The 13618-nt window shown below is 57.3% G+C and carries 13 protein-coding genes; 1 reads left to right on the forward strand and 12 read right to left on the reverse strand.

From position 1 onward, the window contains the following. Nucleotides 1-134: 134 nt before the first annotated feature. From tsaA to rimO, 6 genes are all read right to left on the reverse strand, one after another. Nucleotides 135-836 (reverse strand): tRNA (N6-threonylcarbamoyladenosine(37)-N6)-methyltransferase TrmO, encoded by a 702-nt coding sequence (gene tsaA / locus IC37_RS22835; RefSeq protein ID WP_030131328.1) that lies wholly within the window; start codon nt 834-836, stop codon nt 135-137. 185 nt (nt 837-1021) lie between these two features. Further along, nucleotides 1022-1792, reverse strand: a complete 771-nt coding sequence (locus IC37_RS22840; protein ID WP_030131327.1) for an SDR family oxidoreductase — start codon at nt 1790-1792, stop codon at nt 1022-1024. 366 nt (nt 1793-2158) lie between these two features. Beyond that, nucleotides 2159-2629, reverse strand: coding sequence for a DUF1456 family protein (locus IC37_RS22845; protein ID WP_030131326.1), 471 nt, complete (start codon nt 2627-2629; stop codon nt 2159-2161). Between the two features lie 75 nt (nt 2630-2704). Further along, nucleotides 2705-3415 (reverse strand): rRNA pseudouridine synthase, encoded by a 711-nt coding sequence (locus IC37_RS22850; RefSeq protein ID WP_008072721.1) that lies wholly within the window; start codon nt 3413-3415, stop codon nt 2705-2707. Nucleotides 3416-3605: 190 nt separating this feature from the next. Beyond that, nucleotides 3606-4079: a GNAT family N-acetyltransferase gene (locus IC37_RS22855; RefSeq protein ID WP_030131325.1), complete on the reverse strand. Its 474-nt coding sequence runs from the start codon at nt 4077-4079 to the stop codon at nt 3606-3608. A gap of 111 nt (nt 4080-4190) precedes the next feature. Continuing rightward, entirely contained in the window at nt 4191-5528 is a 1338-nt protein-coding gene (gene rimO / locus IC37_RS22860; protein ID WP_030131324.1) for a 30S ribosomal protein S12 methylthiotransferase RimO, read from the reverse strand. A gap of 290 nt (nt 5529-5818) precedes the next feature. Between rimO and IC37_RS22870 the strand changes: the two genes are divergently transcribed. Further along, the gene (locus IC37_RS22870; RefSeq protein WP_030131323.1) at nt 5819-7720 is read left to right on the forward strand and encodes a potassium transporter Kup; all 1902 of its coding nucleotides are present in this window, start codon (nt 5819-5821) and stop codon (nt 7718-7720) included. A 241-nt stretch (nt 7721-7961) separates the two neighbouring features. Here IC37_RS22870 and IC37_RS22875 read toward each other — a convergent pair whose 3' ends face one another. From IC37_RS22875 to IC37_RS22900, 6 genes are all read right to left on the reverse strand, one after another. Then, nucleotides 7962-8288: a DUF3077 domain-containing protein gene (locus IC37_RS22875; protein ID WP_030131322.1), complete on the reverse strand. Its 327-nt coding sequence runs from the start codon at nt 8286-8288 to the stop codon at nt 7962-7964. Nucleotides 8289-8635: 347 nt separating this feature from the next. Beyond that, entirely contained in the window at nt 8636-9985 is a 1350-nt protein-coding gene (locus IC37_RS22880) for a restriction endonuclease subunit S (protein ID WP_051414859.1), read from the reverse strand. Further along, the gene (locus IC37_RS22885; RefSeq protein WP_030131320.1) at nt 9978-11525 is read right to left on the reverse strand and encodes a class I SAM-dependent DNA methyltransferase; all 1548 of its coding nucleotides are present in this window, start codon (nt 11523-11525) and stop codon (nt 9978-9980) included. The genes IC37_RS22880 and IC37_RS22885 overlap by 8 nt, the downstream gene beginning before the upstream one ends. Before the next feature lie 60 nt (nt 11526-11585). Continuing rightward, nucleotides 11586-12269 (reverse strand): protein phosphatase 2C domain-containing protein, encoded by a 684-nt coding sequence (locus IC37_RS22890; protein ID WP_030131319.1) that lies wholly within the window; start codon nt 12267-12269, stop codon nt 11586-11588. Further along, a complete protein-coding gene (locus IC37_RS22895; protein WP_030131318.1) occupies nt 12270-12974 on the reverse strand; it encodes a hypothetical protein in 705 nt (234 codons plus the stop codon). 2 nt (nt 12975-12976) lie between these two features. Then, entirely contained in the window at nt 12977-13615 is a 639-nt protein-coding gene (locus tag IC37_RS22900) for a hypothetical protein (protein WP_030131317.1), read from the reverse strand. Between the last annotated feature and the right edge of the window lie 3 nt (nt 13616-13618).

Consider the following 13618-nt stretch of genomic DNA (forward strand, 5'->3'; position numbering starts at 1 on the left):
GCCCCCTGCGAAAGCTTAGTGGGCGATCGCAGGGGGCGGCGGGGGTAGCCATTTCATTATTGGTTTGGCGTAGACCATAAAAAGCCCGCGTTGCCTTAAGGCTGCGCGGGCTTTTTTATGCCGGACGAAATTTCCTACGTGTTGGATACGGGAATGACTTCGAGGACGCGGATCATGCCGGCTTCCGGGTAATGCCAGCGCACATCCACATCCCAGAACTGCGCGCCATATTCCCTTTCCGGTGCAGGAATCTGGTACGCCGGGCGTGGGTCTTGTGCCAGGCATTGCTCGATCAGCTCGACCAAGGGCTCATCAAGCCGCTGAGCGTGGCCGTGAGCCTGTTGCAGCGCTGAGTCTGTCCACTGCACGGGAATCAACTGCGGCGGGGCACTAGCGATGCTGTTGGATGCCGTGTCGATGATATCGGCGTAGGGCACGTAAGGTTTGATGTCGAGAATCGGTGTGCCGTCCAGCAAGTCGATGCCGGAGATCCACAGCCGATTGGCTTCGACTTTGTCCAGTTTGACCACCGATTGACCGATGCCATTGGGCCGGTGCGTTGCCCGAGTGGCGAACACACCCATGGATTTGTTGCCACCCAGACGCGGAGGGCGGACTTTCAGGCGTGGTTTTTCTTCCAGGGCCTGATGGAACAGGAACAACAGCCAGACATGGCTGACCTGTTCCAGCCCCTGTACCGCATCACCCTGATCGAACGGCGCCACCAGCTCCAGCACGCCTCGAGCGGCCGGGGCCAGTTGCGGCTGGCGCGGAATGGCGAACTTCTCCTTGAAACAGGAGCGCACGAAGCCGATGGGGGAAACGTTGTAGGTCATGGTTTGGGGTCGAGGCGGGGTGTGGGCGGGCATGATAACCCGATCGGCCCTTGGGTCGGTGGTGACTGACAGATTGCCTTCGCGAGCGAGCCCGCTCCCACACTGGATTTCCTGTGACCACACCATTTGTGGCGAGCATAAATCCAGTGTGGAAGCGGGCTTGCTCGCGAAGGCCGCACCACGGATTAAAGGCTGAACCCACCATCCAAAGGAATAATATTCCCAGTCATATACGCCCCAGCCGTACTCGCCAGACTGATCGCCAACGCCGCCATCTCTTCCTCCCGCCCCCAGCGCTTCATCGGAATCAACGCCGTATCCTCGGCCAACGCCTGCTCATCATTCCCGATGTGCTGAGTCATCTTGCTCGGGAAACGCCCCGGTGCAATCACGTTGACGTTGATGTGCTGGCTCACCAGCTCCCGCGCCAGAATCCGCGACAGTTGATGTAGGGCAGCCTTGCTCGGGCCGTAGGCATAGGCCTGTTCGCCAAAGGAAGAAATCCCGGCCACCGAACCAATGTTGATGATCCGCGCCGGATTCGCCGCCGAACCAGCCTTGCGCAGCAGCGGCAGAAATTGCTGGATGCAGTTGAACACCGAGGTCACGTTGAGCTGCATGACCTTCTCCCAACCCTTGACCGGGTAACTCTCCAGCGGCTCGCCCCACGTGGTGCCGGCGTTGTTCACCAGAATATCCAGATGGCTGATCTGTTCACCCAGCCGAGTGGCCAATTGCAGCACACCTTCTTCAGTGGCCAGATTGGCTGACACCGCGTGGCAACGGCCGAATGCGCTCAGTTCATCAGCCGTTTTCTGGCAGGCTTCGGCATCTCGGGCGCAGACGTACACAGTGGCGCCAGCCTCGACATAAGCCTTGGCGATCATTTTGCCGATACCGCGGGTGCCGCCAGTCACCAGAGCGGTGCGGCCTGCGAGAGAAAAATACGGGTGCATAGGGCGAGTCCTGAGAGCTGAGGGTCAGTACACCCTAGTCGTCAGCCGTCAGAAGCGGAGCCACTATTTTTGCGCGGAATGAGGGTCTATACAGCCTTGAGCGGCCACGGCCCGTGTAGGAGCACGGCTTGCTGGCGAAGGCGTTTTGAAGATTGCCTTCGCGGGCAAGCCTTAATGCCAGTCAGTTAAGGTGCGAAACCTGTGGGAGCGGGCTTGCTCGCGAAGACGGCGGCATAGTCAACATTGATGTCGCCTGATACACCGCTTTCGCGAGCAAGCCCGCTCCCACATTGAATTGCGCTTAACTGACTGGCATTAGTTAGGGCAAGCCTCGCTCCTACAGGGACCGTGGCGTTCGTGGGCGATTTACTGCGGGCGAACGCGCAGAGTCAGGCCTTTGAGGAAGTTGCGCAGCAACTGGTCGCCGCAGGTGCGGTAGTTGGTGTGGCCGAACTTGCGGAACAGCGCGCTCAGCTCAGGCTTGGACACCGGGAACTCGGCCGCCTTGAGGATCGCGTGCATGTCGTCCTCTTTCAGCTCGAAGGCCACACGCAGCTTCTTCAGGATGATGTTGTTGGTCACCGGCACTTCGATCGGCTGCGGCGGACGGCTTTCGTCCTTGCCGCGCTTGAAGATCACCAGGCCATCGAGGAAATGTGCCATGACCTCGTCCGGGCAGCGTACGAAGCCTTCCTCGTCTTCCTCTTTCTTGTCGAGGTACGTCAGCAGGTCTTCCATGGACACGTCCATGCCACCGATCTTGATGATCTCGATGACTTTCTTGTCGCTGATGTCGAGCATGTAGCGCACGCTGCGCAGTACGTCGTTATGAATCATGGTGTGCAGTCCTGATATTCAGCAGTGGGCGCCGCATAAGCAGCGGCGCCGAAATGTATGGCGGCGTGAAAAGTCTTAGAACTTCTCTTTGCCGGACAGGTAGCGCCATTGCCCCAAAGGCACTTTGCCGATGGACACGCCGCCGATGCGGATGCGGCGGATGGCGACGACCTTCAGGCCTACAGCCTGGCAAAACAGGGCGATCACACCCGGTTGTGGGTTCTTCATCGCAAAACGCAGGCGGTTTTCGTTCTGCCAGCTGGCTTTGACCGGCGGCAGTTCCTTGCCCTTGTACGTCAGGCCGTGATTCAGGCGATTGAGGCCGTGAGCCACCATGTCGCCTTCAACTTCGACCACATACTCTTGCTCGATCTTGGCGGAGTCTGCAGTGAGTTTGCGCAGGATCTTCCAGTCCTGGGTGAACACCAGCAGACCGCTGGCATTGGCCTGCAGATCGGTGCTGGCGGTCAGGCGCAGGAAGTGGCCCTTGAGCGGGCGTTTGCCGTAGCGGTGTTCTTCGCTCAGGGTCTCGGCGCTGATGGTCGCCATGGCCGTTTCCGCGTCCATGCCCGCAGGCACGTTGAACAGGATGGTCACCGGCTCCGGCGCAGTGGCCTTGGCTTCGGGATCGAGCTCGACTTTTTGGGTGTCGACCTTGAACTGCGGCTCGTCGATGACTTCACCGTCCACGGTGACCCAGCCGCCCTCGATGAACAGCTCAGCCTCCCGACGGGAACAGCCGACGAGTTCGATGAGGCGTTTGGAGAGACGAATCGGGTCAGTCATGACAGGGCCGTAACAAAAAAGGGGTGGGCATTGTACCTGCCTGGCGCCGGTTAATCCCGGCTCCATTTGCGCTGCACAGCTTTTTGTGGGAGCGGGCTTGCTCGCGAAGGCGGTAGATCAGTCAATTTATCTGTTGAATGACACACCGCATTCGCGAGCAAGCCCGCTCCCACATTTGTTCCGTGTTGTGTCAGCCATGCTGTGAACTTTGCTGGTTTTGGCGCAAACGCATATGCAGCAACGGATAGGGCTGCCCCATGCCATCGACTTCCGAGCGACCGATCACCTCAAAGCCCTGTTTGAAGTAAAACCCCAAGGCCTGCGGGTTTTGCTCGTTGACGTCCAGTTCATCGGCGTTCAGGTGTTCCATGGCGTAGCGCAGCAATAGCTTGCCCAGGCCCTTGCCGCGATGCGCCGGGTCGATGAAGAGCATTTCGATTTTGCCCGCCGCGACGCCGGCGAACCCGGTGATGTGCTGGTGCGAGTCTTTGGTGCAGATCAGCATCACCGCGTCGAGGTAGCGGGTCAACACCAGGTTCTTCAGCAGTTCGATGTAGCTATCGGGCAGAAAGTCATGGGTGGCGCGCACCGAGGCCTCCCACACTTGGGTGAGTTCTTCGTAGTCGCTCTGTTTCGGTGTGTGAATGACTGAGTGTTGGCGCATGCCCGCTGGCCTCTCTTCCGTGGATGACGCGAGTTCTTTCTCCCACAAAACGATAGACGTAAAAAAGCCCCGCATCTCGTCAAGAGAGCGGGGCTTTTGTATTTTTTGCGTTTAGATCTGTTCAGCCCACAGGTCGTATTCGTCAGCGTCGGTCACTTTGCACCAGACCTTGTCGCCTGGCTTCAAGTTGCTGCCGTTGTCGATGAACACGTTGCCGTCGATTTCCGGGGCGTCGAAGAAGCAACGGCCGACCGCGCCTTGCTCGTCGACTTCATCGACCAGCACTTCGATTTCACGGCCGATGCGCATTTGCAGGCGTGCCGAGCTGATCGCTTGCTGATGCGCCATGAAGCGGTCCCAGCGGTCTTGCTTGACGTCGTCCGGAACGATCTCCAGGTCCAGGTCATTGGCCGGTGCGCCTTCGACCGGCGAGTACTGGAAGCAGCCGACGCGGTCCAGCTGGGCTTCAGTCAGCCAGTTCAGCAGGTACTGGAAGTCTTCTTCGGTCTCGCCGGGGAAGCCGACGATGAAGGTCGAACGGATGATCAGGTCCGGGCAGATTTCGCGCCAGTTCTTGATCCGCGCCAGGGTCTTGTCTTCGAAGGCCGGGCGTTTCATGGCTTTCAGGACTTTCGGGCTGGCGTGCTGGAACGGGATGTCCAGGTACGGCAGGATTTTACCGGCGGCCATCAGCGGGATCAGCTCGTCGACGTGCGGGTACGGGTAAACGTAGTGCAGACGCACCCAGACGCCGAGGGTGCTCAGGGCTTCGCAGAGTTCGGTCATGCGGGTTTTCACCGGCGCGCCGTTCCAGAAGCCGGTGCGGTATTTCACGTCGACGCCGTAGGCGCTGGTGTCCTGGGAAATCACCAACAGCTCTTTAACGCCGGACTTGACCAAGCGCTGGGCCTCATCGAGCACATCACCGACCGGACGGCTGACCAGTTTGCCGCGCATCGACGGGATGATGCAGAAGCTGCAACTGTGGTTGCAGCCTTCGGAAATCTTCAGGTACGCGTAGTGGCGCGGGGTCAGTTTGATCCCTTGCGGCGGCACGAGGTCGATCAGCGGGTTGTGATCCTGACGCGGCGGCACAACGGCATGCACGGCGTTGACCACTTGCTCGTACTGTTGCGGACCGGTCACGGCCAATACGCTTGGGTGGACGTTGCGGATGTTGCCTTCTTCGACGCCCATGCAGCCGGTCACGATGACCTTGCCGTTTTCCTTGATGGCTTCGCCGATCACTTCAAGGGACTCGGCCTTGGCCGAGTCGATGAAGCCGCAAGTGTTGACCACCACGACGTCCGCGTCCTGATAGGTGGACACAACGTCATAGCCTTCCATGCGCAGCTGGGTAAGGATGCGCTCGGAGTCGACCAGTGCTTTAGGGCAACCCAGGGAAACGAAGCCAACCTTTGGATTGGCCGGCGCAGGAGTGGTGGACATGTCTAACCTCGGTATTGGGTGACGCCTCCAGCCGAAGACGGCAAGGCGACAGACGGGCGCTATGTTGCGCCCTCTGGTCAAAAAGTGCGCAATTCTAGCGATGGGCGGCGCACTTGACCAGCTTTATGCGGGGAAATACGACGAGTGCTGCGCTATGCTTCGCGCCTTTACGCTTTACCGATTCTCTATAGTCAATAAAACGTCTGTAACAACAAGTAAAACAGCGCATGCTGCACGGCAAAGCATAGTGCTCTTTCAAAGAAATCCGGGTTTGGTAACAGGAGTGGTGGATGGGTCAGGCAAGTAGTCAGGCGGCGGGTGCCGAGCATTCGGCGGCGAAGCCGATCGGCATGCTGGTCGCGGCGGTCGGGGTGGTTTATGGCGATATCGGCACAAGCCCGTTGTACACCCTCAAAGAAGTGTTTTCCGGTGGCTATGGCGTGCCGGTCAACCATGACGGCGTGCTGGGCATTCTGGCGCTGATCTTCTGGTCGCTGATCTGGGTCGTCTCAATCAAATACATGATGTTCGTGCTGCGTGCCGACAACCAGGGTGAGGGCGGGATCATGGCCTTGACCGCGCTGGCCCGACGGGCAGCGGCGGGGCACGCCAGGTTGCGCATGTTGCTGGTGGTTTGCGGGTTGATCGGTGCGGCGCTGTTTTATGGCGACAGCATGATCACTCCGGCAATTTCCGTGCTGTCGGCGATTGAAGGCCTTGGGCTGGCATTCGATGGCATCGACCACTGGGTAGTGCCGCTGTCGCTGGTGGTGCTGGTGGCATTGTTCCTGATTCAGCGCCACGGTACGGCGCGGATCGGCATTCTGTTCGGGCCGATCATGGTCACCTGGTTTCTGGTGCTCGGCGCATTAGGCGTATATGGCATCAGTCAGCACCCGGAAGTGTTGCAGGCGATGAATCCGGTGTGGGGCGTACGTTTCTTCATGGTTCACCCAGGCATGGGGGTCACGATTCTTGGCGCCGTGGTGCTGGCATTGACCGGTGCCGAGGCGTTGTACGCCGACATGGGCCACTTCGGTCGCAAGCCCATCGCCCGGGCCTGGTTCATTCTGGTTCTGCCAGCGCTGGTACTGAACTACTTCGGCCAGGGCGCATTGCTGCTCGGTGATCCGGAAGCCGCCCGTAACCCGTTCTATCTGCTGGCGCCAAGCTGGGCGTTGATCCCGTTGGTGGGATTGTCGACGATGGCCACGGTGATTGCCTCGCAAGCGGTCATCTCCGGTGCATTCTCCCTGACCCGTCAGGCGATCCAGCTCGGCTACATTCCGCGCATGCACATCCAGCATACGTCCAGTGCCGAGCAAGGCCAGATCTACATCGGTGCGGTGAACTGGTCACTGATGGTTGGCGTGATCCTGCTGGTATTGGGCTTCGAGTCCTCCGGCGCGTTGGCTTCGGCCTACGGCGTGGCGGTGACCGGGACCATGCTGATGACCACCATCCTGGTGTCGGCGGTGATGCTGCTGCTGTGGAAATGGCCACCGGTTCTCGCGGTTCCGGTGTTGCTGGGTTTCCTGTTGGTGGACGGTCTGTACTTCGCCGCCAACGTGCCGAAAATCATTCAGGGCGGTGCGTTCCCGGTGATTGCCGGTATCGCGCTATTCGTGTTGATGACCACCTGGAAACGCGGCAAGCAATTGTTGGTGGAGCGACTGGACGAGGGCGGGTTACCGCTGCCGATCTTCATCAGCAGTATCCGCGTGCAGCCGCCGCATAGGGTCCAGGGCACGGCTGTGTTCCTTACCGCTCGCCCGGATGCCGTGCCTCACGCGCTGTTGCACAACCTGCTGCATAACCAGGTGCTGCACGAGCAAGTCGTGTTGCTGACAGTGGTGTACGAAGACATCCCGCGCGTCCCGCCGCAACGGCGTTTCGATGTCGATTCCTACGGCGAAGGGTTCTTCCGGGTGATCCTGCACTTCGGCTTCACCGACGAGCCGGACGTGCCTGAGGCCTTGAAACTGTGCCATCTGGATGACCTGAATTTCAGTCCGATGCGCACCACCTACTTCCTCAGTCGCGAGACGGTCATCGCCTCCAAGCTCGAAGGCATGGCCCGCTGGCGCGAGACGTTGTTCGCCTTCATGTTGAAGAATGCCAATGGTAATTTGCGGTTCTTCAATTTGCCGCTGAATCGGGTGATTGAGTTGGGTACGCAAGTCGAAATGTAAGCCACATGAAAAAGCCCCCGTTGCCATGAAGGTAGCGGGGGCTTTTTTGTGTGGCTTACATTTTTTGGAGTCAAGGAGATCCCCTGTGGGAGCGGGCTTGCTCGCGAAGACGGACTCACATTCAACATTGATGTCGCCTGACGGTACGCTTTCGCGAGCAAGCCCGCTCCCACAGGGTATTTGCGGTGTCTGCTGGAATGAAAAAGCCGCGTGATTACGCGGCTTTTCCGTCCCTGTGCCTTTACTTGCTTTCAGGTAGCTCTTCTTCAGATTCAGTCTTTGTCCGAGCAGGTCGCGGTGTCAGTACCTTCACCACATCATCAATCACTGCCTTGGACATAGCCGTCAAATAATGCGCGGCCCAGGCGTGGCGGTCGGTGTCTTTTATGTAGGCTGCATCCTCGGTAAATGATTTGGCGAGGAACAGCAGGTCGGAGGCTTGTGACAATGCATCAACGATGGGGACGCCGGCGCGGACGTTGAACAACGCCTGATCCGAGCAGTAGATGAGCGGGGTGAGGCCGATGGTTTTTAGTTCTGAAATCGCGGATGAATCAAATTTAGTCATAGTCAAAATCCTAGTTGAGGAGCTGACACATTCGTTTCCAAGCGAATGGGTGACAGCTATGCGCAGGTTGGAAAACCGGGAAACTAGGAACCGGCACGCCCGAAGGCGTCCCACGCACAGCTGTCATAACTCATGATCACAAAAACGAGCAATCATGATGGGGGCGCTGTTGCGGCTAGTATTCGACGGGTTTCCAAGCCCGATCGCTGAATGGTCAGCGACGTCCGGAGAGTATCCCGCCGAAGAAAAGCCCAACAAGGCATCAAAGTGCCCATATACGAGATTCGGAGTTTGCCTACAACGTTTGCGGGCGTCATCCGATATTGCGACACCTTAAGTAAACGAAACTAAACGCGCGCACTTTTTTGCGCACGCTTGGCTTTGGGAGCGGCGGCGCGCTGGGCCTTGATGCGTTCCAGCAGCACGCTGGCGGGTTCGTCGTTTGGGTCTTGGGGGACGAGTTCGCCGCGGAAGGCTTTGGCCAAGATGCTTTGGGTTAACTGGTCGATACGGCTTTTGGCTGAGGCGACTTTGGCTTCCAGTTGATCGGCGAAGGCGAAGAGTTGTTCGACGCGGTGGACGATCTCTTGTTGTTCAATTAACGATGGAACAGGAAACACAAAACTCCTGCACTGAGAAAGTGAAATGTTCACCTGCCCAGCTGAGCCCTTTGTTTCATTAATTATATTTCGCAGATTATCGCCACCTTCAAGAACGATGGTAATCCAGCCAGATATTATTCTGCTGCTCGGTCTGAAGAGTGTGATCGCTTGATTAATGTTCCACTCTTCATGGCTTGCTGGAATTGTTGCGATCTTGCCAAGCGGCGGCCCAACGATGTTCATGATGACATCGCCAGGCTTTGCAATGGATTTTGCGGATGACCCCTTGTGTATTGCTTCTGTTATGCATTGCGCACGATAGTCAAAGTCAACTTTTTGATTGACGATGTTGTAGACCTTCAAAAAGGGAACGCCGCGGTCAGTAAATCCTTCTCTCGGTGTTCCTCCGCTTTGAACTTTATCGCAAGCATCAGCGGCTTTTTGATATGACCATTCAGGCTGTTTTCCATCTCGCCAGCTCTCTGTCAACCGCCCGGAAACTGCTGCAGCGAGGACGGATTGGCGAAAGCGTTTGAGCAGGGTGGGGATGGCGTCGATGCGGGCTTTGAGGGTGTCTACCTGAGTCAGCAGTTCATCAAGTTTTTGGGCTATGCGGATTTGTTCGGCAGATGGTGGAACCAACACAGGGTAGTTTTCAACAAACTGTTTTGGTACACGGCGTAGGCCTACTGCTCCGGTCATGTTCGATGCGCCTTCACGCATGAATCCACGGCTTTTAACTAACGCCAGCAGATATTTGGCTGACACCTCTTCATTACATGGACGCAGTACAAAAAATTCGCTGCTTCCCGCACCTATACCATTAGGTAGACCTTCAACAAACGCGGCTTTGCCGTTTTCAAAGCAAGGAGTCACTTTGGCGAATATTACGTCGCCATTTTTAAAATTCGTATAGGCCTTCTTGATGTCGCCCCAGCTGCGATCACTAAAACGCAACTTGTCCCGGAAATTGGTCGGGGCGTGGGACATGGGCACAAAGCCTGCTGCCAAGTGATCATCGAAAGCCTGCTTGGGATTTATGTCAGCAACATCGCGAATGCAAGCGGTTACCCACCCCGTTGGCAACTCATTCATCCCCATTCTCCTGAGCAACCACCAATCCCATGACTTCCGCCATCAGTTGCTTCTGTGCGACCACTTCGTCCCCAGCCCCAAGCGCCTTCATCAGCTCTTCCAGTTCATGCAGGGCTTCGGTCAATTCGGCCATAGCTTCACCGGCCAATATTTCGGGCGCCGGCAAGTCGCTCGCATCAAGACTGGCGGAATCCTTCAGCCAACTGATATCCAGCGAATCGCCGCGTTGTTCTATCTGCTCGCGCGTAAACACACGGAAGCGACTGAGTTCACCGATGCCTTCGACATTCTCCGCACGCGAGCTGTTGCCGTTGGCATTGTCCCCGTAGGCATCCTCAAATGGTTTGAGGTGCTGTGCGCCGAAAGGAGTGCGTTTGCCGAAGCTTGGCATATTGCTGCGCAAGTCATAGATCCACACACGCTGGGTGCAACCTTGATCCTGACGAGGGTTTTCGATGGCGCCCTTTTGGAAGAACAGCACATTGGTTTTCACGCCCTGAGCGTAAAAGATGCCAGTGGGCAGGCGCAGGATGGTGTGCAGGTTGCACTTGTCCATCAGGTCACGGCGCACATCGGTGCCGACGCCCGCTTCGAACAGCACGTTGTCGGGTAGCACTACGGCGGCGCGGCCTCCGGGTTTCAGCCCACGGTAAATGTGCTGGAGAAAGGCCAACTGTTTGTTACTGGTCTTGTAGGTCAGGTCATCGCGGGTCGGGCCGCCGCCACCCTTGGCGGTGCCGAACGGTGGGTTGGACAGGATGACATCCACTTTCGGCAGATTGGCCCCGGTTTGACCGAGTGCATTGCCCAAGTGCACCACACCTTCCTCATCACCTTCCATGCCGTGCAGCAGGGTGTTCATCAGCGCCAGGCGGCGGGTGCCAGGCACCAGCTCTACGCCGACAAAGGCGCGGTTGCGCTGGAAGCTTCGAGTTTTTTCATCAAGATCATAGTGATCGTCGGTGTGGCTCTTGATGTAGGCATCGGCAGCAATCAAGAAGCCCGCGGTACCTGCTGCCGGATCCTGAATGGTTTCAAGGGGCTGGGGCTTGATGCAGTTGATGATGCTGTCGATCAACGGGCGCGGGGTGAAGTACTGACCGGCACCGGATTTGGTTTCGCTGGCATTCTTTTCCAGCAGGCCTTCATAAAGGTCACCAAGGCCATCGCGACGGGCGCTGAACCAGTCGATGCCGTCGAGGCTTTTGATCAGTTGTTCCAGATGGCGCGGCTCTTTGAGGCGGGTCTGGGCATCGGCGTAGATGGCGGCGATCAACGGGTCGGTATTTTTGCCCAGATCGAGCAGCATCTGCCGGTAGTGGTTCAGCAGATTCAGACCGGATTTTCCATTCAGGTCCGGCCAGCGCGCCCCTTCGGGCAGCTTGTGGCTGAAGCTGTCGTTGTTCTGAACCTGTTCGAATTCCATCTTGATGAACAGCAGCAGCACCAGCTCGGTGACGTAGTCGCTGTAGTTGATGCCGTCGTCGCGCAGGACGTCGCAAAGGTTCCAGAGCTTCTGGACGATGTCGCTGTTGTTCATGGGAAATACTCTAAAAAATGGGTCTGAATATGAGTCGATAAGGATGAGTGGTTCGACTCATCAAGTCGTTCGCGTGATGACGCTAAGGCAACTGATGTCGTCATCGGTGGGCGGGGCGGGCAGGTGGCCGTCACGCAAAAATGTCTGTTGCTCTTGGGCACATAAACCAGCCCAGAAGCCATCGCTCGCCAGCAACCACTGTTGGTTTGGGCGGGCAGGCCAGTAATTGATTTCAGGGCTACTCGTTCGCCTGGCGCTGAAGCAGCGGGTCAACGTATGACGTGACGACGCCAGTGCAATCTGCGCATGGGTGAGGTTGCCTTGCCAGTTTGGGGCGCAATGTACAGCACTCAGCCAGGTGATTTCACCGTCATGTTCAATTCTGCCCAGGCAGCAGTCACCTTCATGAACAGTGAATGCGACATTGGGAAGTAGGCAAAGCACCAGATAGCTGCAGGCTGCGAGGGGGAAATCGTCACGTAGCGTCTGATGGCTGCGGGCAATTATCCGCAATAGCGCTTCGGCCAACGGATCTGCGTTCAGTTCAATCGTAGGTAACTGGTTAAAACCGACGGTTAGATCATCAAGCAGGGCCTGGGCCAATTCACCGCTGCGAGGGTGACTGCTACTGCCGTCGGCAATGAGGTAAATGCTGGCATGTGTATGTGCGGCATGAGCGGAGACATCACGGTTGTCCGCCGTGAGGGTGCCCGCCTGGGTATGCCATTTAGCAGTTGTGAGCATTCAGGCGGTTACCCGGACGATGTGGTGCAAACGTTGCCAGATCATCTGCTCACGTTCGCTATCGCCACGAGCGGCATCCTGCACCAGGTAGCCGAAATCGTTGTTCCCCAGCAGTTCTGCCATTGTTTGGGCCAGGTAGGCTCGGAGTTCAGGGGCGGCAGATTCTACTTCGGTCAACAGTTCTTCTCGGCCGTTAACCAGGTTGAGAATGTCCTCAAGGTCTTGGCTGCCAAGTGGATTCTGAGCGCCGCGACCGGCGTAGGCTTCGAGTTTACTGGCAAGGAAGTAAGGCGGACTGAACAGGCGAATACGAGAGCCACTCGGTAATTCGTGCCATTGCGCGGTGGCTAAACCATCGGTGAACCAGCGGTTGTTACAGCCCAATAGGTTGGCGGTTTCAGCATCTTCGGGCATGAAGTCGACTTTCAGTTCGCCCAGGCGCATGCGGCAGATGACTTCATCCTGCGGCGATTGCTTGAAGCCTTTTTGCTTGAGTTGTTCCACCAGTTGTTGCCACTGGGCATAACCTGTCAGGTGTACGACCAGATCGACATCGTCGGTGTAGCGCACCTCTTCCAGGCTGAATTCGTCGGTCAGCAACAAGGCTGTCGTGCAACCGCCGACGAAGGCGACTTCCAGGCACAAGTCTGCGCCGACCGCCTTGGCGACGACTTCGAGCATCTCAATGTTTTGTGTGCGGCTCATGTTTAAAGAATTTTCACGCGCAGAATTTGGTTCGCAAGATTGGCTTCCCGAGCATTGCCCAGGCGAACGGCATCGATCAGCGCCAGGTATTCATACAAAAGGGAGTCTTTTTTGACCGCGCCCGGTACTGTCTTGAATAGGGGGGTTATGGATTGCCCTTTGCGAGTGCCATAAGCGTCCGGCCAAACGTGGATAAGGTCGCCGCCACTCATCAGCTTGCCCTGCAACACGGGGGCGGAAAAGCTTGTTGGAATACCGCGGACAAATTCTGCGGGCTTGACCGGAAATACATAACGCAAGCCATGCTCAATAAAGCCTAATAGTGCGGTGGTGTTGACCCGAGGTAGCTGGGTGCTTGGGTCTATGCGTAGTAGCCCAATCTGCTGACAGCGCTTGAGTGCGGAGGCGACTTCGGTTTTGCTGATGCCCAGTGAGGTTTGCAGGGCGCGAACGGAGTAGCTGTCGTGATGCACAGGCGGGTCTTGCTCTGAGCGATCCTCCCAGCCTTGCCATTGGTCGGTGGTGCCGGTATCGCTTAACTTGATCAGTTCTGCTGTTTCGTTGTCGAGCCTGTGCTGCAGACGCTCGCGCTGCTCCAGACAAATCAGTTTAATCAGCAGAAGTACGTCTTGACTCTTCATTGG

The organism is Pseudomonas sp. QTF5 (genome assembly GCF_000512695.2).
GTDB lineage: Bacteria > Pseudomonadota > Gammaproteobacteria > Pseudomonadales > Pseudomonadaceae > Aquipseudomonas.